Annotated in this window: 18 protein-coding genes; 10 read left to right on the plus strand and 8 right to left on the minus strand. The window is 71.3% G+C overall.

The annotated features are described in order from the left end of the window. The first annotated feature begins 379 nt into the window (after nucleotides 1-379). On the plus strand, nucleotides 380-1,249 hold the full coding sequence (locus tag OHT51_RS23760) for an alpha/beta fold hydrolase (protein WP_328884411.1): 870 nt from the start codon (nucleotides 380-382) through the stop codon (nucleotides 1,247-1,249). 147 nt (nucleotides 1,250-1,396) lie between these two features. On the opposite strand, the gene OHT51_RS23765 is transcribed toward OHT51_RS23760, so the two are convergent. The 3 genes from OHT51_RS23765 to OHT51_RS23775 form a co-directional block, all read right to left on the minus strand. Further along, nucleotides 1,397-2,989: a transporter gene (locus OHT51_RS23765; RefSeq protein WP_328880932.1), complete on the minus strand. Its 1,593-nt coding sequence runs from the start codon at nucleotides 2,987-2,989 to the stop codon at nucleotides 1,397-1,399. After that, nucleotides 2,986-3,753, minus strand: coding sequence for an ABC transporter ATP-binding protein (locus OHT51_RS23770; protein WP_328880933.1), 768 nt, complete (start codon nucleotides 3,751-3,753; stop codon nucleotides 2,986-2,988). Before OHT51_RS23770 ends, OHT51_RS23765 begins: the two co-directional genes overlap by 4 nt. A 93-nt stretch (nucleotides 3,754-3,846) precedes the next feature. Further along, entirely contained in the window at nucleotides 3,847-4,509 is a 663-nt protein-coding gene (locus tag OHT51_RS23775) for a bifunctional DNA primase/polymerase (RefSeq protein ID WP_328880934.1), read from the minus strand. 317 nt (nucleotides 4,510-4,826) lie between these two features. On the opposite strand from OHT51_RS23775, the gene OHT51_RS23780 reads away from it, so the two are divergent. Both OHT51_RS23780 and OHT51_RS23785 read left to right on the plus strand, forming a co-directional pair. Next, nucleotides 4,827-6,212 carry a transcriptional regulator gene (locus OHT51_RS23780; RefSeq protein WP_328880935.1) on the plus strand — a complete coding sequence of 462 codons (1,386 nt, stop codon included), beginning with the start codon at nucleotides 4,827-4,829 and terminating at the stop codon, nucleotides 6,210-6,212. Between the two features lie 202 nt (nucleotides 6,213-6,414). Next, a complete protein-coding gene (locus OHT51_RS23785) occupies nucleotides 6,415-8,229 on the plus strand; it encodes a hypothetical protein (protein WP_328880936.1) in 1,815 nt (604 codons plus the stop codon). A 41-nt stretch (nucleotides 8,230-8,270) separates the two neighbouring features. On the opposite strand, the gene OHT51_RS23790 is transcribed toward OHT51_RS23785, so the two are convergent. Next, nucleotides 8,271-9,578, minus strand: a complete 1,308-nt coding sequence (locus OHT51_RS23790; protein ID WP_328880937.1) for an ABC transporter substrate-binding protein — start codon at nucleotides 9,576-9,578, stop codon at nucleotides 8,271-8,273. Nucleotides 9,579-9,695: 117 nt separating this feature from the next. Between OHT51_RS23790 and OHT51_RS23795 the strand changes: the two genes are divergently transcribed. Both OHT51_RS23795 and purU read left to right on the plus strand, forming a co-directional pair. After that, nucleotides 9,696-10,196, plus strand: a complete 501-nt coding sequence (locus OHT51_RS23795) for an SCO4402 family protein (protein WP_328880938.1) — start codon at nucleotides 9,696-9,698, stop codon at nucleotides 10,194-10,196. Nucleotides 10,197-10,243: 47 nt separating this feature from the next. Further along, nucleotides 10,244-11,125 carry a formyltetrahydrofolate deformylase gene (gene purU / locus OHT51_RS23800; RefSeq protein WP_328880939.1) on the plus strand — a complete coding sequence of 294 codons (882 nt, stop codon included), beginning with the start codon at nucleotides 10,244-10,246 and terminating at the stop codon, nucleotides 11,123-11,125. 168 nt (nucleotides 11,126-11,293) lie between these two features. Here the strand turns inward: purU and OHT51_RS23805 are convergent, their stop codons facing one another. Continuing rightward, nucleotides 11,294-12,571: a zf-HC2 domain-containing protein gene (locus OHT51_RS23805; RefSeq protein ID WP_328884412.1), complete on the minus strand. Its 1,278-nt coding sequence runs from the start codon at nucleotides 12,569-12,571 to the stop codon at nucleotides 11,294-11,296. A gap of 104 nt (nucleotides 12,572-12,675) precedes the next feature. Further along, the gene (locus OHT51_RS23810; RefSeq protein WP_328880940.1) at nucleotides 12,676-13,260 is read right to left on the minus strand and encodes a sigma-70 family RNA polymerase sigma factor; all 585 of its coding nucleotides are present in this window, start codon (nucleotides 13,258-13,260) and stop codon (nucleotides 12,676-12,678) included. Between the two features lie 347 nt (nucleotides 13,261-13,607). On the opposite strand from OHT51_RS23810, the gene OHT51_RS23815 reads away from it, so the two are divergent. After that, nucleotides 13,608-13,988, plus strand: coding sequence for an STAS domain-containing protein (locus OHT51_RS23815; RefSeq protein ID WP_328880941.1), 381 nt, complete (start codon nucleotides 13,608-13,610; stop codon nucleotides 13,986-13,988). A 163-nt stretch (nucleotides 13,989-14,151) separates the two neighbouring features. Beyond that, on the plus strand, nucleotides 14,152-14,664 hold the full coding sequence (locus OHT51_RS23820) for an EF-hand domain-containing protein (protein WP_328880942.1): 513 nt from the start codon (nucleotides 14,152-14,154) through the stop codon (nucleotides 14,662-14,664). A gap of 3 nt (nucleotides 14,665-14,667) precedes the next feature. Here OHT51_RS23820 and OHT51_RS23825 read toward each other — a convergent pair whose 3' ends face one another. Then, a complete protein-coding gene (locus OHT51_RS23825; protein WP_328880943.1) occupies nucleotides 14,668-16,176 on the minus strand; it encodes a class I adenylate-forming enzyme family protein in 1,509 nt (502 codons plus the stop codon). A 156-nt stretch (nucleotides 16,177-16,332) separates the two neighbouring features. Here OHT51_RS23825 and OHT51_RS23830 point away from each other — a divergent pair, with 156 nt between their 5' ends. From OHT51_RS23830 to OHT51_RS23840, 3 genes are all read left to right on the plus strand, one after another. Further along, complete coding sequence (locus OHT51_RS23830; RefSeq protein ID WP_328880944.1) at nucleotides 16,333-17,466, plus strand: acyl-CoA dehydrogenase family protein; 1,134 nt, start codon at nucleotides 16,333-16,335, stop codon at nucleotides 17,464-17,466. A 3-nt stretch (nucleotides 17,467-17,469) separates the two neighbouring features. Continuing rightward, nucleotides 17,470-18,345 (plus strand): acyl-CoA dehydrogenase family protein, encoded by an 876-nt coding sequence (locus tag OHT51_RS23835; protein WP_328880945.1) that lies wholly within the window; start codon nucleotides 17,470-17,472, stop codon nucleotides 18,343-18,345. 493 nt (nucleotides 18,346-18,838) lie between these two features. Further along, a complete protein-coding gene (locus OHT51_RS23840; RefSeq protein WP_328880946.1) occupies nucleotides 18,839-19,312 on the plus strand; it encodes an ATP-binding protein in 474 nt (157 codons plus the stop codon). Between the two features lie 400 nt (nucleotides 19,313-19,712). On the opposite strand, the gene OHT51_RS23845 is transcribed toward OHT51_RS23840, so the two are convergent. Continuing rightward, a complete protein-coding gene (locus tag OHT51_RS23845) occupies nucleotides 19,713-20,639 on the minus strand; it encodes a cyclase family protein (protein ID WP_328880947.1) in 927 nt (308 codons plus the stop codon). Nucleotides 20,640-20,693: the final 54 nt, after the last annotated feature.

Raw genomic sequence — 20,693 nt, forward strand, 5'->3', positions numbered from 1 at the left:
CCTCGGACCGGTTTCCCCGAGCGGTCCGCCTCCCGCTGAAGATCTCCCCTCGGCGCCGGCGATCAATCCTTGAGGGGGGTCACTCGAATGAGGGGTGTTGGCCGCGAGAGCCGTATTTTCGAATAGGAGTTCGATAGTCTGCGGTGACAGGTCAGGCGGAACGTGCGCTTCAGGAGTGTGCGCATAAGATCACGGCAGACACACAGGACATGCACATCGCGTCCGGGGGCATTCACGACGCGTGCGACGCAGGTGGCACGTGGTGCTCGCGTGAGCGGCGGCAGATACGGCAGGCACGACACGTACGGCAAGCAGGACACGGTTCACAGGACCGGTCGGCTCGAGCGGTCCGAGCGGAGCTAGGGGGGTGCCAGGACCAATGGTGCGGCGCATCGACGTGACCGGCACGGGCGGCGTACGTCTCGCGGCCTGGGAGTTCGGCGACCCTCCGAAGACCGACCCCGCCAGGGAGCATGAGCGCACGCCCGGTGTGCTGTTACTGCACGGCCTGATGGGCCGCGCCTCGCACTGGACGTCCACCGCCCGCTGGCTCTCCGAGCGGCACCGCGCCGTGGCGCTGGACCAGCGCGGCCACGGCCGTAGCGAAAAGCCCTCGCAGGCCTCCTTCACGCGCGAGGCGTACGTCGACGACGCCGAGGCCGCCCTGGAGCAGCTCGGCCTCGCCCCTGTCGTCCTCATCGGCCATGCCATGGGCGCGCTCACCGCCTGGCAGCTCGCCGCCAGGCGGCCCGACCTGGTGGGGGGCGTGATCATCTGCGACATGCGGGCGTCCGCGCTCGGCTCGGCCTCGCAGCGGGAGTGGTCGGACTGGTTCAAGGCCTGGCCCGTGCCCTTCGCCACGCTCGCCGATGTGCGCAAGTGGTTCGGTGAGGACGACCCCTGGGTCGAGCGGCCGAATCCCGCGCGGGGCGAGTTCTACGCCGAGGTGATGCACGAGTGCGAGGACGGGTGGCGGCCCGTTTTCGATCCGGACCAGATGCTCCGGTCGCGGGAGACGTGGGTCTTCGACGCGCACTGGGAGGAGCTCGCCCAGGTGCAGTGCCCGGCGCTGGTTGTGCGGGGGCTGGACGGTGAGCTGGGGCGGGCCGAGGCCCAGGAGATGGTGCGGGTGCTGCCGCGTGGGGAGTACGCGGAGGTGGCCGACGCGGGTCACCTGGTGCATTACGACCAGCCCGAGGGATGGCGGGGGGCCATCGAGCCCTTCTTGGACGCGGTGCGCACGGGGTGACGCCGGGCGCCTGTGAGCTCGGTGCGTGCCGAGCGACGGCGGCTGCGGGTTGTTCGTGACTTGTCGCGCCCACGCGGCGGAGCCGCATATCGATACAGCCCCGCGCCCCCAAGGGGCGTTGCAGGCCCCCTCGGTCAGCAGGGCCCGCTATCCCTTGCTCACTGCCGTCAGGATCTCCGGGAGGCGGGCCGCCGTGCGGGGTGCCGCCAGGCGTAGTCCCAGCAGCGTGATGGCCGCCCCGTAGACCGTCCCGCCCGGCAACAGCAGCCAGGTCCAGTCGTCCCCGCCGTCGCTCACGTTGAGCCAGATCGTCACCGCGATCACGGGGGCGCACAGGAGGGCCGCCGCGATCATGCCGCCGAAGATCGAGATCCACGCGAGGCCCGTCTGGCCGGGGGCGACGTTCTTGTAGCCCTCCTGCGGGATGGAGTACGGGAAGCGGGCCGACGTCCAGGTGCCGGTCGCCAGCATGGCGCCGAGGAGCGCGAAGGACAGGCCGAGGACCTCGGGGAGCTTGACCCAGTCGCCGAGCAGCGCTGTCGTCAGGACGGTGACGAGGGCGGCGTACGGGAGGGTGATCAGCAGCAGCGCCAGGGCTCGGCCGCGCAGCTCGACGTAGGCGTCCCGCGGGGACGAGATCGTCATCGCGACCATCCAGAACGCGGACGTGTCCTGCCCGAACTGGTTGTACATCTGGATGCCGAGCATCCCGGCCGCGAAGCAGGCGAAGTAGATCGAGCCGGTGCCCTGCAGGGCGTTGAACAGCGGCACGATCAGGCCGATGGCGAGCGAGGTCACCCAGGCCGCCTTGGTCTTCGGGTCGCGCCAGACGTAGCGCAGGCTGCGTTCCATGACAGTGCCGGTGCGGCCGGGCGGGAGGAGGCGGGCGAGGCCCGTCGAGTTCCGTTCGCGTACGGCGGACTCCGTGGCCGCCTGGAGCGTGGAGCCGTCGGGGGACGTCATCAGCCGGGTCAGGTGACGTGACCATACGGCGATCAGGGCCACCAACGCGCCCGCACTCAGGGCAAGTTGGAGGAGGCCGGCCCCGTACTTCCCCTCGCTCACCGACTCCACCGCCCCGATCGCGGACGCCGGCGGCACCCACCGCAGCACATCCGCCGCCGGATCGAGCTGGGCGAGTCCCGACGAACCCAGGCGCTGTGCACCGAAGTTCACGACCTGCGCCCCGATCGCGATGACCAGCCCGCTCAGCACCGCCAGGTCGCGTCCCTTACGGCTGGTCAGCAGCCGGAGGTTGGCCGCGGCAACGGCACGCGCGAGCGCCACGCACACCAACAGGGCCAGCACGACGGCGATCACTGCGACGACGTACGCCGGTCCGCCCCGCGCGAGGGCGATCACCGAACCGGTGAACAGGCACAGGGTGAACAGGGGGCCGATGCCGACCAGGGAGGCCGCGAGCAGTGCCCGCACCAGGGGCCGGGGGCGCAGCGGCAGCATCACCAGCCGGGTCGGGTCGAGGGTCTCGTCGCCGCCGGGGAAGAACAGCGGCATCACGGCCCAGCCGAGCGCCAGGACGGCCACCAGGAGGACGACCACGGAGTCGGCGTGCGCGGTGCCCCGCAGCATGATCAGGCCGAGGAGTTGCAGCGCCGCGAAGAGGAGGACCACGACGGCCGAGGCGATGTAGGCGGCCCGCCGGCCACCGGACTGGCGCAGGCCGTTCCGCAGCAGCGACAGCTTCAGCCGTACGACGACTCCGGTCACGGCGGTGCTCATCGGGCCCCGCCCAGCCAGTCGAGGTCGGACCCGGTGTCGCGGGCGTTCGCGCCGACGAGTTCGAGGAACGCCTGCTGCAGCGAGGCCGCGTCGCCGCGGACCTCGGCGAGGGGGCCGTGGGCCCGGATGCGCCCGGCGGCCATCACGGCGACCCAGTCGCACAGCGACTCGACGAGCTCCATGACGTGGGAGGAGAAGACGACGGTCGCGCCGGAGGCGGTGTAGCGCTCCAGGACGCCCCGGATGGTCTGGGCGGAGACGGGGTCGACGCCCTCGAACGGCTCGTCCAGGAACAGCACTTCGGGATTGTGGAGCAGCGCCGCCGCGAGGCCGATCTTCTTGCGCATACCGGTCGAGTAGTCGACGACCAGTTTGTGCTGGGCCCCCGCCAGATCGAGTACGTCCAGCAGCTGGGTGGCCCGCTTGTCGACCTCGGCGCCGGGGAGCCCGCGCAGCCGCCCCGAGTACGCGAGCAACTCCCGCCCGGAGAGCCGCTCGAAGAGCCGAAGCCCTTCGGGCAGCACCCCGATCCGTGCCTTCACCTCGACGGGGTCCCGCCACACGTCGTGCCCGACGACCTCGACGGACCCCTGATCGGGCCTGAGCAGCCCGGTCACCATGGAGAGGGTCGTGGTCTTCCCGGCGCCATTGGGCCCCACGAGCCCGATGAACTTCCCAGCGGGCAAATCCAGATCGATACCGGCGACAGCGACCTGCTGCCCGAACCGCTTCCAGAGCCCACGCACACTTACGGCCGACGTCATGGAGGCCAACCCTAAGGGGCGCGGGGAACTGCGCGACCAGCCGCGACGAACCCGCAGCCACCGACGAACCTCAATCAGGCAGACATGCAGGCGTTACCGATCCCTGCCGCAGGCATACGCGAGTGGCGAGATCAACTCCTCCGCATCCGGCAGCCACCGATTGGCCGGCGTGGGCCGGCAGGCCCACTGCACAGCCCCCCGAGACCCGAACCGAGTCGGCGGCCCGGCGACCCACGCGCCCTCTCCGAGCGCGACCAGATCCAGCGACCCGATGGACCAGCCCAGCTTGCGCACCAGCTCGGGCACCTTCACCGACGCCCCCGGCAGCACGAAGAAGTGCATCCGGCGGTCCGGCGTCAACGTCACCGGCCCCAGCGTCAGTTCCATCCGCTCCATACGGGCCAGGGCGAGGAACCCGGCCGTCTCCGGGACGGAGATCGCGTCGAAGGTGCGCCCCGTCGGCAGCAGGATCGACGCGTTCGGCTGCTTCTGCCACATCCGACGGGCGACCGTGGCGCTCCCGGTCGCCTGCGTCGCCCAGTCCGGGCGTGCGGGGTGCGCGCCGGGCGCGGGGCATGCGGTGTCGCCGCAGGAGCACAGCTGCACCCCGTCCGCGGCTTCCAGCCAGGTCCCGGGGAACACGTCCCAGTGACGCTCCTCGGCATAGCGAACGGCGGTCTCCAGCAGCGTTTCGCCGCGCTGCTTCGGGATCTGTGCGGCTTCGGTGGCCGGGATCGTCTCTTCCACGCTGAACACAACTCCCGCACCCACCTGTAGTTACGGGCGTCGCGCGCGCGGGGGAGGAGCATTGATTCCTCATCTGGGGCGCATGGGTGCACGTGTGGGGGCGCGCGGGAGGATCCGTGGCCGGAGCTGGGTAGCCCACTGTGGGGTCGGCTTCCGCCTTTACCCCGGCAATCCTCACAAGCCTCGCATTTTAGGTATGTCGACGGGGCATTGATCTTCACGGCCGGAATTTCGCGGTGCACAGCCAGTGCCCCGGCTCGGATTCGGTGGTGAAAGACACATCAACTCGGTGCGTGGGCAGGCACCGCAGCCACAGGGGGTACGCCATGGCCGCAAGGCCTCTCGTCGCGCGACAGCCGAACGAACGGCTGCAGGCACTCATCCAGGAAGCGGGCTGCTCGAACGCCGGGCTGGCCCGCCGGGTCAACATGTGCGGTGCCGAGCACGGACTCGATCTGCGCTACGACAAGACGTCCGTGGCCCGTTGGCTCCGGGGACAGCAGCCGCGGGGACGGGCACCGGCGATCATCGCCGAGGCGCTCGGCCGCAAGCTGGGCCGTACGGTCACGATCGACGAGATCGGGATGGCCAACGGCAAGAACCTCGCGTCCGGCGTCGGTCTCCAGTTCTCGCCGACGGTACTGGGGGCCATCGAGCAGGTCTGCGAGCTGTGGCGCAGCGACGTCGGGCGCCGGGACTTCCTGTCCGGCTCGTCCGTCGCCGCGTCCGCACTGGTCGAGCCCAGCCGCGACTGGCTGATCTCGTCGCCCGACTCACAGGTGGCGCGCTCGGCGGGGCCGCGGGTGGGGCAGTCCGATGTGCAGGCCGTGCGCGCGATGACACAGGCGCTCGTCGACCTGGACCACCAGTACGGCAGCGGGCATGTGCGCCCGGTCGTCGTGCACTACCTGAACAGTGTCGTTTCCGGGCTGCTGGCCGGGTCGTACCGGGAGGCGATCGGGCGGGAACTCTTCGCCGCCGTCGCGCGGTTGACCGAGCTCGCCGGGTACATGGCGATCGACACCGGGCAGCCGGGACTCGCCCAGCGGTACTACATCCAGGCGCTGCGGCTGGCGCAGGCGGCGGGGGACCGGGGGTACGGCGGGTATGTGCTGGCCGCCTCCATGAGCCACCTCGCCGCTCAGCTCGGGAACCCGCGGGAGATCTCGCAGCTCGCGAGGGCGGCGCAGGAGGGGGCGCGGGGGCGCGTGACGCCGCGCGCCGAGGCGATGTTCTACGCGGCCGAGGCGCGAGGGCATGCGCTGATGGGCGACGCACGGGCCGCCCAGGTGGCGTCCGGACGTGCCGTGACGGCGCTGGAGACGGCGGATCCGGAGTCCGGGGACGACCCGGCGTGGATCGCGCACTTCGACGAGGCCTATCTCGCCGACGAGTTGGCGCACTGCCACCGCGACCTCGGCCAGGCCGAGGCGGCGGCGCGGCGCGCGGCGGAGTCGCTGGCCGGCCTCCCGGAGACCAAGGCGCGGCGCCGCGCGATCGGCTATGTGCTGCTCGCCACAGCACAGGTGCAGCAGCGCGAGGTCGAGCAGGCCTGCCACACCGGCCTGAAGGCCGTGGAGCTGCTGGAGACCCTGCGGTCCAACCGGGGCGCCGAGTATCTGGAGGACTTCCAGCAGCGCCTGGAGCCGTACCGGGACGAGCCCGTGGTCAGGGAGTTCGGGGCGCGGCTGGACCTTCCGGCGGCGGCGTGAAACCGCGGGGTACCAGGGCGTGAACGGCAGGGAAATGAAGGTGCCGGTGACGAAAGGGGGACGTATATAGCGGATGGGGGCCCGGAATTGTTACGGCGGTCACAGGGACCCAGGTCACGTCCTGGGCGGCGTGGCACCCGGCTCGGCGGAGCCGGTAGCGTGACCCGACGATTCACAAGGTCCCCCATTAGTAGGAGTCCCGGTGACGCAGAGTGGACGGGGCGAGGAGCCCTCGGCGCGACCCGCGCGCGAAGGCATCGTGCTGCCCTCGGACGGTGGTGAGCCGCTGCTGCCGGGTATGACGGGCGTGCAGGCAGGCCGGCCGGCCTCGGTACCGGCCGCGCCGCCGACCGCACCCCCGCCCTCGGCACCGCCCGGCGGACAGGCCTGGGGCACCCCGTGGGGACCCGACCAGAACCAGCACCCGGCCCCGCCGCCGGCCGCGCCCGGCCAGGCCTGGGGCGCCCCGCCCGACCAGTCCTGGGGCGGGCAGGAACAGCAGTACCAGTCGCCGCCCCCGCAGCAGTGGGGCGCTGCGCCGGATGTCTCGGGGAGCGTGCAGGGCGCGCCGTCGTACGGCCATGGCGACCCGGCCGGATCGCAGCCGCCCGCGCCGCAGCAGCCGTACGGGCACGGCGATCCGTCGTCGATGCCGCTGCCGCCCGCGGGCGGTCAGGGGTACGCGAGCGCGCCGCTGCCGCCCGCCGGCGGGCAGGCGTACGGCGCTCCCGGCCAGGGCGGTGCTCTGCCGTCCGCCGGGCACGGTGACCCGGGCGCGCAGTACGGAGCCCAGGGCTCCGGCGCGCCCTACCCGCAGGCCGGTTCGGGCGGCTACGGGGCGCCGATGCCTCCGGCCGACGAGGGCGCCACTCAGTACATACCGCCGGTCGCCGCCGCCCCTGGGGGCGCGGACGACCAGGCCACCCGTTACATACCGCCCGTCGCCGCACCCGCCGCCGACGAAGGGGCGACGCAGTACATCCCGCCGGTGGCGCCCGGGGCGTTGCCGCCCGAGGCGCCCAGCGAGCACACGCAGGTCCTGGGGCGGGTCCGGCAGGGCGGCGGTCCTCAGGGCGGCGCCGGGCCGATGCCGGCCGCTGCCGGGAGCGATGCCGACGCCACGCAGTTCATCCCGCCGGTGACGGGTCAGCCGGGCGGGGCGCCGCAGGCGGGGCAGGGCCGGCAGCCGCTGTCCGACTTCGACAACCTCTTCCGCAGCGAGCCGGGCGGTGCGGCCCCGGCCGGTGCCACCCAGCAGATGCCGCGCATCCAGCAGCACCAGCCGCAGCCACAGGGCCGGCACGAGTCGGGGTACTTCCCGCCCGGTCCGTCCGGCCCGGGCACCGACGACGTCGGCCGGGGAGGCCGCGGCGGCGGCCGTACGGGATCCAAGGTGCCGCTCATCGCGGCCATCGGTGTCGGGATCGTCGTCCTCGGCATCGGTGCGGGCGCGATGCTCGCCGCCGGGGGCGGGGACGATCCGAAGGCCGACGACAACAAGCCCGTCTCCGCCACGGCCCCGGCGACCGAGGGTTCGGCGTCGCCGACCGACGATCCGGCCGAGCAGCAGGCGGTCGCCCTGGACAAGCTGCTGGCCGACAGCGGTGACAGCCGTACCGCCGTGATCAACGCGGTGGCCGCTGTGAAGACCTGCAGCAACCTCCCTCAGGCCGCCACGGACCTGCGGGGCGCGGCCAAGCAGCGCAACCAGCTGGTCACGGACCTGTCCAAGCTCTCCGTCGACCAGCTCCCGAGTCACACCGAGCTGACCAGCGCGCTGAACAAAGCGTGGCAGGCGTCGGCGTCCGCCGACAACCACTACGCGGCGTGGGCGGACCAGGTGGCGGCCAAGAAGGGGCAGCTCTGCAAGAAGGGGCAGGCCCGCTCCACCGGTCAGACCCAGGCCGGCAACCGCGCGAGCGGCACCGCCAGCACGGAGAAGAAGACGGCCGCGCAGCTGTGGAACACGATCGCCAAGAAGTACGGCCTGACCGAGCGCCAGCCCACCCAGCTGTAGTACGGGGGCGGGGCCGACGATCGCCCGGAAGGGCCGGGCGGTCAGTTCACGTCGGCGTTCTGCAGCGTGTTCGTCACGTCGATGAAGCCCTTGCGGGCCGCCACCAGCTGACCGTCCCGGACGACCTGGAGGGTCACCTTGCGGTTGACCAGCCGGGGATAGCCGACGGTCGCGAGGACGTCCTGGAACTTCCACTGAAGCGCCGGTGTGAGTCCGCCCGTGGACACCTTCAGGCCCTTGTTCAGCGCCCCGCGCACCGAGTTGGCGGTGACCTCGCCGTCGCCCAGCGACTCGACGACCTTCTTGAACACCGTGTAGGCGATCCAAGTGGTCTGCACGCCGGCGTCCGCGGGGTCGATGCGGTTGTCGCCGAAGGCCTGCTCGCTGATCACCTTCTTCATCGCGTCCCAGCGCGGGTCGCTCGTGACCGGGTACCAGCCGGAGATGTACGACCCGTCGTACACCGACGCCCCGCCGGTCGTGTTGATCACTGTCTGGTCGACGCTGCCGAGGACGGTGGCGGTGCGCACGTCGCGGTAGTCCTCGCGGGAGCGCCGGAAGGAGTCCATGAAGGTGCTGGTGCGGTCGCCGAGGGCGGGCACCACACAGCCCCTCTCCGCCAGGTCGGTGGTGGCGTACTCCAGCGCCCGCACCGACTGGGTCCCGTACTCGGTGGCGTCCTCCGCGGCCAGCTGGTCGGCGGAGGACGAGTGCCTGCCCGCCCTGAGGCCGGAGTCGAGCAGCGGCGGCAGCTCGTCGCCCGCGATGCTGTCGGGGCGGACCAGGGCCACGGGGCCGCACGAGCCGGCCAGTTCCCTGCCGAGGCCCGCCAGGAGGGCGGGCTGGCCGCCGTTGACGGGGTAGGACAGCGGGCTGGTGAACTCGGCGTTGGTGACGCCGTAGCCGCCTATGTACGGGATTCCGGCGCCCTCCAGCGAGGGCAGGAAGGTCTCGCCGAACTGGCTGTAGGAGCCGATGACCGCGACGACGTTCTCCTCGACCGCGCGGTCGGCGCACCGGGCCGCGGCCACGCTGTCGTTGCGGTCGTTGCAGGTGAGGACCTCGAGCTTGCGGCCGCCGATGCCGCCGTGGGCGTTGATCCAGCGGGCGTACGCCTGCGCGAAGGCGGGCATACCGGGCTTGTTGGTCGCCTTGGTGCCCTCCGGGGCCCAGGTCATGACGGTGATCGTGTCATCCCCGGAGCCCCCCGTGGCACCGGGGACGACCCCGCATCCGACGGCGAGCGACGCACACGCCACCACGGCAGCCGCAGAGCGGGCGGCTGCTCTGACGGGCCGGTCGGTGATCGGGGGGAGGAGCGTGCTTCGGGTGCGTCGCCTGCCGGTCATGGACACGCACGATTCCGCCACACAACAAACCCAGGCATCACCCACGGTTATCACCGGGTGACCGGAAGGTGAATTACGGGGGCTGGTGAGGCCGCTGTGAAGGAGAACGTACGATCGATGACCGTGCAAGGTTCGGATAGCTCTTCCCGTCGCGCCCGTCGCTCCTCCACCATGGGCGGCATGCCACTCAACGACATGCCGTGGTGGCGCTGGCGCAGCAATGTGCGCTCCGCGCTGCACATGCTCTCCGACCAGACGTTCCAGAGGGACGTCTGGCTGGCCGGTGTCGACGGGTACGGCGACGTCACCGACGCCGTGTACCGCCTCGTCGAGGACACCTGGCTGGACAACTGGTCCGCCGAGAAGTACGTCGGCACGATCTTCCGGGACTCGCAGGAGGCGGCGCTCGTCGACACCGCCGTGCTGCGCGTGCTGCGGATCATGCACCAGGTCGGCCCGGACGCGGCGGTCTCCGCGTACGTCGAGAACCAGGGGTGGCCGGAGGCGGTGCGGGCGGCGCGGGACGCGCATGTCCGGATGGCCACGGCCGACGGCGAGGACCCGGACGCCCCGCCGCGCACCCTAGAGGTGCTGCGGATCATGACGCGGTCCGCGTAACGGGACGACCGCCCGCCGAGGGAGCCGGATATGGGACCCTGTGCTGCATGAACCAGCAGTCCACCCGAGCCGCGGTCCCCGCCGACCAGTACGTCCTCATCCTGTCGTGCCCCGACAAGCAGGGCATCGTGCACGCCGTGTCGAGCTACCTCTTCATGACCGGCTGCAACATCGAGGACAGCCAGCAGTTCGGTGACCACGACACGGGACTGTTCTTCATGCGCGTCCACTTCTCGGCGGATGCGCCGGTGACGGTGGACAAGCTGCGGGCGAGCTTCGCGGCGATCGGGGACTCCTTCCAGATGGACTGGCAGATCCATCGGGCCGAGGAGAAGATGCGGGTCGTGCTGATGGTCAGCAAGTTCGGGCACTGCCTGAACGACCTGCTGTTCCGGGCGCGGATCGGCGCGCTGCCGGTGGAGATCGCCGCCGTGGTGTCCAACCACACCGACTTCACGGAGCTGGTGGGGTCGTACGACATCCCCTTCCACCACATCCCGGTGACGAAGGACAACAAGTCCGAAGCCGAGGCGCAGCTGCTGGAGATCGTGCGCGAGGAGGGCGTGGAGCTGGTCGTGCTGGCCCGCTACATGCAGGTCCTCTCGGACGACCTGTGCAAGCAGCTGAGCGGGCGGATCATCAACATCCACCACTCCTTCCTGCCGAGCTTCAAGGGCGCGAAGCCGTATCACCAGGCGCACGCCAGGGGCGTCAAGCTGATCGGCGCCACGGCTCACTACGTCACCGCGGATCTCGACGAGGGGCCGATCATCGAGCAGGAGGTCGAGCGGGTGGGGCATGACGTCACGCCGGACCAGCTGGTCGCGATCGGGCGCGATGTGGAGTGCCAGGCGTTGGCTCGGGCCGTGAAGTGGCATGCCGAGCGGAGGATTTTGCTGAACGGGCGGCGGACGGTCGTGTTCGCCTGATAGCTCGGGTTCATCTGTCCGGGGGCGGCTGCGGGTAGTTCGTGGTTCCTCGCGCAGTTCCCCGCGCCCCCAAGACGTGCGTCCACTGCACGTGCCTTTTAGGGGCGCGGGGAACTGCGCGACCAGCCCCCACTCACCCGCAGCCGCCACCGAATCCGCAACCCACCCCTACATCCGGCTCAAGCTCGCCGCAGCGAACAGCACATCCCTGATCGCCTCCCGGTCACCGACCTGCCCTGCCGCCGCTTCCGCCGGAGGCACATGCCCCGCCGCCAGTCGGCAGAACTCCGCGCCGTCCAGCGCGACATGGGCCACCTCGTGCTCGGCGGAGCCCACCGCCGCCGGGGAGTCCAGCGGGATCAGCCACTGGCCGCCGCCCGAACCCTCGATCTCCAGCCGCAGGCTGCGGCCGGGCTCGCCGGCGGGCACGAGGCGGCGGTGCGGGCCGGGAGGCGGCGGCGCCGCGAATCCCGCCCGCCGCCGCGCGGCCAGCACCGTCGGCAGCATGCGGGCCGCCAGATCGACCATGTGGTGCAGATCGCGGCCGACCGGCGCCTCGTACGGATAGTCCACCGCGTCTGCGATGTCCTCCGCGTGCACCCAGCACTCGAAGGCGCGGTCCAGCATCGCGTCGCGCAGCGGCAGCTCGAAGTCGCCGTAGGCCACGGACAGTTTGCCGGTGCCGCCGCCCGCGAAGGACACCGTGCGGACCAGGGCGTGGGTCTGTTCGCGCCAGGGTGCGCGCACGGCGCGGGTCGGCGGGAAGTGCGAGGCCCGCCAGTACGCCTCCGTGCGCCCGGACGGGGTCGGCCGGTCCGCGGCGACGTCGCCCATCGGGTCCTGGAGGCCGAGCGCGAGCGCCACCAGACCGTCGACCGTCAGCAGATGCGCGATGACCCCGGCGACGGTCGTACGGCGGCTCGTCGGCTCGTCCTTCTCGAACCACCGCAGCCGCACGGGCGCGTGCCACTCGGCATCCCCGAAGTCCTGCAGCAGGGCGTCGAGGCGGGCCGTCTCGGCGTCGTACGGCGCCGCCCACTCGGGCACCGGGATGCGCGGCGGGCGGCGCTCCAGGCAGCCCTGCAGAACGCGGGTGCGCAGGGACGGGTCCAGGTCGAGGCTCTCGGCGGGGTGCAGCAGGCCCACGGCCTCGCGCAGCCGCCGCGCCTCGTCCGCGCAGGAACCGCAGTCGCCGAGGTGCTCCTCCACGGCCGCCGTCTCCTCCGGCGAGCAGGCGGCCAGCGCCCAGGCGCCGAGGAGTGCCTTCAGGACGCGGTGTTCGAGGACGAGCGGGGCCACGCCGGGCACAGGGTCGCCGAGGTCCTCCAGGGCGGGCAGAGGGCGTCCGGTGTCCTCGACGGAGGCGCGGGGGAGCGGTATGCGGGGCGGCTGGTCGGGAGCCGGCCGTGGGGTGGGGTGCTGGGCGTCGCCATTGCCGCTGTTCATGCCGGAGGCTCCGCGAGTGACCTCTCCGAAGCCGTTCTCCTCCTGGTGCTTTTCATGATCCTTGTCCGGGGTGGGGTCATGGGAGGAGTTGTCGTGCGCCTCGTTCACACCGCACCCCCGTATCCCGGTGGCGCCCCGGGGGCGGCTCCCGCCTCGTGGGCGGTGGACAGCAGTTGCAGGCCCAGGCGCAGGCGGCGGCGGGCCTCGTCCTCGGTGACGCCGAGGTCGGTGGCGGTCTGGCGGTAGTCGCGGCGCTGGAAGTAGGCCAGCTCCAGGGCGGCGCGCAGCGGGACGGGCATGGACTGGACGATGTAGTCGGCGCGGGCGGCGACCGAGGCGTGCCGCACCTTGCGCTCCAGCTCCTCGGTGGAGCCCCGGCCGGCCTGGACGAGGGCGGCGGTCTCGGTGGCGCGCAGCCGCTGCACGGCCAGGCGGTGGGTCAGCGTGGCGACCCAGGAGCGCAGCGGGCCCTGCTTGGGGTCGTAGCTGTCCGGGTGCTCCCAGACGTGGGCGAAGACGTCGCGGGTGATGTGGTCGGCGGCACGCTCGTCCCCCAGCACGGTGTGGGCGAGGCCGTGCACGAGCGAGGCGAACCGGTCGTAGAGCTCGCCGAGGGCGGCCGCCTCGCCGCGCGCCAGGCGCTGCTGCATCTTGCGGTCCCAGCGGGGCAGTGCGTCCTTCTTCGCCATCAGGCCCCCCTCACCGGTCCGCCCTGTCCAGCGTGCGTCCTTCGTCCCCCCGAATGTAGTCGGCACGTCGGACAGCGCACGCCCCTTTGTCGCAATGTGCGCCCCTTGAACAGTCATGGCTGGTGACGTACCTCGCACTCGTGATAGAGGAGCTCGCGCCCGCCCTCGCACTCGCTCGGCTACCCGACCATCGTGCGATCAGACTCGATCGAACAGGATCGAATACGATTGAAACAAGCCTTTTCTGATCGGTGACCGTTTTCTGGACGGTGTTTCAGGGAACAGCCGCTGGGCAGCCGCGCTGCAAGGAAGCGTAGGTATCGCTTCCGGTTCGGCGAGCGAGGGGCGTGGTGGTGACGTTGAAAGTGACCGGCGGCGAGCGAGGCGACTGGGCTGTGCTCCAGGTGTCGGGCGAGCTGGATCTGGTGACCTCGCCGGTGATGCGTCAGCACATCCATGACGTGGTGGCCGAGGGGCGCCACAGTCTCGTCCTGGACCTCTCGGAGGTCCTGTTCTGCGACTCCAGCGGCGTCGGCGTCCTCATCGCCGCCCGCCGGCTGATCCGCTCCTGCCAGGGCAGCCTGCGGCTGATACTCCCGGCGCAGGGCGCGGTGGACGGCTCGCACGTGAACCGCGTGCTCGGGGCGCTGGGTGTACGCAGGCTCTTCGAGGTGTACCCGGACGTTGCGGCGGCGGTTGCGGACGACGCCCGGCCGCTGTCGGCCTGAACAGCCCGGTTCCCTCCGGCCGGTCCCCCGGAAGTGCCACACCGTTGTCCCAAAATTCCCCCGGTCTTGGCACAACCGCCGCTTTCCGGCGCCCGGACGGCCCCCGGCGTCGTACGCTCCGTGGCAGATGCACCCCACATGACGTAAGGCGGCCCGATAAGACATGGTCAGCAGCGAGTACGAGCGCAGGATCGCGGCCCGGTTCGCCGGCTTCGACCAGGACGGCAACGGCTACATCGACCGCGAGGACTTCAACGCGGCGGCCAAGGCCGTGCTCGCCGAGTTCGACACCGCCGCCCGCTCCGACAAGGGCCAGTCGCTCTACATCGGCGCCGAGGCGTTCTGGCAGGGCATGGCCGGTATCGCGGACCGGGACGGCGACCAGCGCATCACGCGCGAGGAGTTCGTGAACGGCGCGGTCAAGCGGCTGCGCGACAACCCGGACCGGTTCGCCGAGATCGCCCGCCCCTTCCTGCACGCCGCCCTCGCCGTGGCCGACCCCGACGGCGACGGATCCGCCACCGTCACCGACACCGCGCGGGTGCTGGGCTGCCTCGGTGTGGCGCAGGACGTTGCCCGGGCGGCAGCCGCCACGCTCGACACGGACGGCGACGGCAAGGTGGCGGAGGGCGAGGTCGTGACGGCGTTCGCCCGCTACTTCACGGTTCCCGAGTGACCCCTACGCCGTTCCCGAGAAGCGCTCCCTGAGCTTGTACTTGAGCACCTTGCGCAGGGTCTCGTTGCGTGGAAGGGCGTCCACCACCTCAAGTTGCTCCGGCAGCTTGTGCGTCGACAGCCCTTCCTCGCGCAGATACGACGTCAGCGCCTCCAGGGTCAGCCCGTCCGCGCCGGGCGGCTGTTCCACGACCGCGCACACCCGTTCCCCGCGCGCCGCGTCGGGCAGCCCGATCACCGCCACGTCCCCGACCGCGGGATGCCGGTGCAGCAGGTCCTCGATCTCCTTCGCCGAGATGTTCTCGCCCTTGCGGATGATCACGTCCTTGAGGCGGCCGGTCAGCACCAGGTGCCCGCTGTCCGTCAGCCACCCGAGATCACCGGTCCGCAGGAACCCCTCCTCGTCGAAGGCAGCCGCCGACTGCGCCGGGTCCAGATAGCCCCGGCAGACCGCCTCCCCGCGCAGCCGCACCTCGCCGTCGACGATCCGTATCTCCATCTCCCGAGGCGGCCTTCCCTCGGTCGTCGCCAGGTTCTCCGCCGTGTCGTCCGGCGCCCCCATCGTGATCATCGGCACCTCGGTCATGCCGTACCCGTGGGTGAGCTGCACCCCCATCTCGCGCACCACGGCGTGATACAGCTCCGGCGGCTTCGGTGCCCCGCCGCCCGCCAGCAGCCGCAGCGAGGGGACCGCCTTCTCGCCGGCCGGCATCCTGCGCTGCTCCGCCAGGAACATCGAGTAGAACGCCGTGGACCCGCCCGCGATCGTCACCCCGTGCCGGCGGTACCCCTCCAGCGCGTCCGGGAGCGCGAACTGCTCGAACATCACCGCGGGGAAGCCGTACAGCAGCAGCATCACCATGTAGTCCGGGCCGCCGATATGGGCGTAGGGGAAGGCGATCGAGCCGACGTCGCCCGGCGTGGGGCGCAGGGCGTGCGCCAGGCAGGAACCGCCCGCGAGCAGGGAGCGGTCGGTGTGCAGGACGCCCTTGGGGTCGGACGTCGTCCCCGAGGTCCAGTAGATCCAGCGTACCGACGTCCCCTCGGCGGGCGGCGGGGGCAGGACCGCGGGATCGCCGTCGGGCAGGGTGCCGTACGCCTCGAAGACGCCCTTCGCGCCCAGGCGCCGTGCCATCTCCGTGTGGTCGAAGCCCCGCCACTCGCCCGGCACGGCGAAGAACTCCGCCTTCGACTCCCGCAGCGCGAAGCCCACTTCGCGGTCCCGGTAGAACGGGATGACCGGCGACTGCACGGCACCCAGGCGCGCCAGCGCGAGGGACAGCAGGGCTGTCTCGATACGGGTGGGCAGCTGCCAGGCGACGACTGTGCCGGGGCGGACGCCCATGTCGTACAGGCCCGCCGCCACGCGCTCGGCACGCGTGCGCAGGGCGCCGAAGGACAGCGAGCGGTCCTCCTGGAGGAGGGCGGGGCGGTCGGGGGTGCGGTCGGCGCGGCCGGTGACCAGGTCCCAGAGAGTGCGCGAGGAACTCAGGGCGTGAGCGGTGTCGTTCATGACAGCCCCCTGCGTCAGCTGACGGTTAGTCAGATCGTGGGCAGAGCGTAGGGCTCACCGCCTTGTCGGTCCAGGGGTGCGGGTCTAGCCTTCCTGTGGTGATGAGATCTGACGGGACGTCAGATACGTGCTCTTCCGGCGGAGGGGGACCGGCCCGTGGATCTGGCGTACACACCCGAGGAAGAGGAGTTCCGCGCCCGGTTGCGGGAGTGGCTGCGCGAGGCGCTGCCCACGCTGCCGCCGAAGCCGTCCCCCGACGACTGGCCGGGGCGCCGCGCCTACGACCTCGGCTGGCAGCGCATGCTCCACGACGCCGGGTACGGCGACGTCCACTGGGGCGCCTCCCCGACCGTACGGCTGATCTTCTTGGAGGAGACCGAGAAGGCGGGCGCGCCCTATGTGGGAGCGGGGTTCGTCGGGCTGCTGCACGCGGGGCCGACCGTCGCCGCCGAGGGAACGGCCGAACAGCGGGCCCGCTGGCTGCCGCCGATCCTGCGCGGGGACGAGGTCTGGTGCCAGGGCTTCAGCGAACCGGACGCCGGAAGCGACCTCGCGGCACTGCGCACGCGCGCGCGTAGGGACGGCGACGACTATGTGGTGACCGGGTCCAAGATCTGGACCTCCCATGCCGAAGTGGCCGACTGGTGCGAGCTGTTGGTGCGCACCGACCCCGAGGCGCCCAAGCACCGCGGCATCAGCTGGCTGGCCATGCCCATGGACGCGCCGGGCATCACCGTACGGCCGCTGAAGACCCTCGCCGGGTCGGCCGAGTTCGCCGAGATGTTCCTCGACGAGGTGCGGGTGCCGGTCGCCAACCGGGTCGGCGCCGAGAACGACGGCTGGCGCGTGACGATGGTGACCCTCTCCTTCGAGCGCGGTACGGCCTTCGTCGGCGAGGTCGTCGCCTGCCGGCGCGTACTGCGCGAACTCGCCGTCGAGGCACGCAAGAACGGGCGCTGGGACGATCCGGCACTGCGGCGGCGGCTGGGGCGGCTGAACGCCGAGTTCCGGGCGCTGTGGCGGCTGACGCAGTGGAACGTGAGCGAGGCCGAACTGACCGGTGGGGTTCCCGGCGTCGGGGGTTCGGTTTTCAAACTGAGGTACTCGCACGCCCGTCAGGAGCTCTACGACGCCGCGGCCGACGTGCTGGGGCCCGAGTCCCTCGACCTGGACCGGCCGTGGGTCCTCGACCGGCTGTCCTCGCTGTCGTACACCATCGCCGCCGGCACCTCGCAGATCCAGCGGAACATCGTGGCCGAGCGGATCCTCGGACTGCCGAAGGGGCGTTGAGGGATGCGTTTCCAACTGACCGAGGACCAGCTGGCGTTGCGGGCCGGGGTGCGCGAGCTGCTGGCGCGCCGCTTCGGCCCGCAGGAGCTCAGGGCCGCCGTCGACGAGCCGGGCCGCCTGGACCGGGCGCTGTGGCGGGAGCTGGGTGCGGCCGGGTTCTTCGCGCTGCGGCTGCCGGAGGCGCACGGCGGCGTCGGACTCGGGTTGCCCGAAGCGGTGTTGGCCTTCGAGGAGGCGGGGCGGACGCTGCTGCCCGGGCCCCTCGTGGCGACGCACCTCGCGGCCGGGACGGTGCCTGGAGCGGCCACCGGGGAGGCGGTCGTGGCGGCCGCCGGCAACGGGCTCGTGGAGTGGCTGGAACAGGCGGACGTCGTGCGGGGGGATGCGGCGGGGGCCGTACCCCTGCGGTCGGTGGACCCGCTGACGCCCCTGCACCGGGTCCCCGCGGCCGGCACCGTGGACCCCGTCGCCGTCCTCCTCACCGCGGCCGAGCAACTGGGCGGGGCCACACGCGCGTGCGAGCTGGCCGTGCAACACGCCCGGACGCGTGAGCAGTTCGGGCAGCCGATCGGGGCCTTCCAGGCGATCAAGCACCTGTGTGCGGAGATGCTCGTGCGCACCGAGACGGCCCGTGCCGCGGTCTACGCGGCGGCCGTCACGGCCGACCCGGCCGACATCCACACCGCGCGGCTGCTCGCCGACGAGGCCGCCGTGCGCGGCGCCCGCGACTGCCTCCAGGTGCACGGCGGCATGGGGTTCACCTGGGAGTTCGAGCTCCATCTGCATCTCAAGCGCGCCTGGGTCCGGACGCACCGTGCGGGCGATGCTACGGAGAGTGAGGAGACTCTGGCCGCCGAACTTCTCGCACAGCCGATCTAAGAGCCCCTGGTCTGCGGCATCGCCCAAGGTGCCCGCACGGATGTCGCGGATTGTGGCATACCGGAATTACGGAGCGTTGATATCGGGTTGTGTCCTACGTGTGACTCGTCACGGCCTGGAGTCGGCCGTCCGCTCCGGTACCTTGTGTGAGATGCGAGTGGTTCCGAGCACGAGCCATCCCGGAGTTGCCCTTGAGGCGGCCCCGGATCCGGCGGTGCTCGCCGCTGCTTGCGGGGCGGGAGGGCGCGCTGTCCCTGCCTGTTCGACTCCCCACGACAAGCGTCGCACAGTATGCCGCAGGGGTACTCCTTCGCGCTGGAATATGCCCGAAGCGCTTGTTGGGGTGACTGTACGTCAACCATGCTGTCAGCTAAGGGATTCACGTTCCGTGACCCTGGCTTTGGCCATTGTTCTGGCCATGAAAAGAATGGCTAGGATCGTGGCCCTCGTGAGGCGCGGGGCTTTGTGTCCGCCGGTTCGGATGGTGTGAGCGGTGCAGGTGCTTCAAGTGCAGCTGGAGATCCGGCCCGATCCCGCTGAGGTGGGACGAGCCCGGCGGTGGGCCCGCTCGCGGCTCGCAGGCTCCGGGATAGAGGCCGACGAGCCGCTCGCCGAGACGCTGATCCTGCTCGTCTCCGAACTGGTCACCAACGCCGTGGTGCACACCGGTTGTCCGGCCGTGCTGCGGCTGTCGCTGCAGGGAGCGGCTCAGGGCTGCGCCACTGTGCGACTCGAGGTGGCCGACCGCAGTGACCGTGCGCCCGTGCCCCGCTGCGTCGACGGCGACGCGACGGGCGGGCGTGGACTCGCACTCGTCGACGGTCTCGCCGACCGGTGGGGCTGGAGCTCCGAGGGTGCCGGCAAGCGGATCTGGTGCGAACTGGACCGGAGTGCTCAGTCACGCGGCGCGTCCGCCTACGGGAGCGGGGCGTCGGCCTACGAAGGGCTCGCGTACGAAGCGGTGTGACGGCGCACAAGGCTGCAATTTCGCCGGATCCGGTGCACGGTTGCAGAACGCGCTGTACCTCCAGCTCGGGGGAGCATCGATGCGCCCGGGCATGCTTCTATGCGCGTCTCCTGCAAATAGGGCGTAAGTAACAAATCCCCGACTGGGTGTTGACGCCGCGTGTTCGGCTGATCACGCTGGTGGTCAGCGATTCGCCGCGAGGGGACGACGAGGGCTTCGGTGACGGAGGTCCTTGCCGAGTGTGGGTCGTGATTCGGCGTCGGTTCTCCCGGGGGCCAGGAGGGCAGGGGCGGGTACGCCGGAGTCGGATGGCGGCGCGCGGTGCCGTGCTCGGGGCGGATGGGGGCACCTCCCGCTCGGGTGGAGCCGATTGGGGAAGCCGCGCCGCCAACCGGCCTCGTCAGAGCAGGGCCACGGGTGCGACCGGAGTCCCGGTACCGCCGACGAACGGTTCGGGCATCGCCGACAGCAGGAATGCGTAGCGGCCCTCTTGTCCACAGGCTGTGGACAACTCTTCGAGATTCCAGTTCTGACCCTGGATCATCCCCATTTCCACCAGGTCCAGCGCGTGCACGGGCAGCCACAAATCATCTTTCTCGGGCGGAAATATCTCAAACGTGAGGGTGTCGTTCGCGACGGCCGCCACATCACGCGCGTGGAACCACTCCGGTGTGCGGATCGACAGACCGGGCGACGGATAGCCGTACGCATGCTTGTCGCCGGCGAGATAGACCTGGATCTGCCCTGTCCGTACGAGCACGATGTCGCCGCCGCGCACGCGCGTGCCCGCGAGTTCCTCGGCCGCCTCCAGGTCCTCCGGCGTGACCGCGTGCCCGCCGTCGAGCCGTGTGACGCCACGCGCGCGTGCCACGTCCAGCAGCACCCCGCGCGAGACGATGTGCCGCGCCTTGTCGATGCCGCTGAACTCGGCGCCGGCGTGCGGGGTGATGGTGTCGGCGGGGCGGCCGTTGTAGATCCGGCCCGAGTGCGAGACGTGGGTGAGCGCGTCCCAGTGGGTGGCGGCCTGCAGGCCCATGGTCACGGCGTCGTCGCTGCAGGCCACGGTTCCCGGGCCGAAGATCTCCTGGTTGATCTGCACCATGGCGTGCAGCGGGTTGACGCGTCCGGGGATCATCCCGGTCTGCACGCCGTCCTGCTGGAGGGGCAGCGCGAGGGGGATGCGACGGCCGGTGCGGACGCAGGCGGCGGCCTTGCGGACCACCTCGTCGGTGATCAGGTTCAGGGTGCCGATCTCGTCGTCGGCGCCCCAACGGCCCCAGTTGTTCACGCGCTTGGCGATCTCGTGGAACGCGTCCGGCAGTGACATGAGTGCTCCCCGGGGGCTTGTCTCCGCGTATCTGACGGGTCGTAGAATCGAATC

The sequence above is a fragment of the Streptomyces sp. NBC_00299 genome (assembly GCF_036173045.1).
In the GTDB taxonomy this organism is placed as follows: Bacteria; Actinomycetota; Actinomycetes; order Streptomycetales; family Streptomycetaceae; genus Streptomyces; species Streptomyces machairae.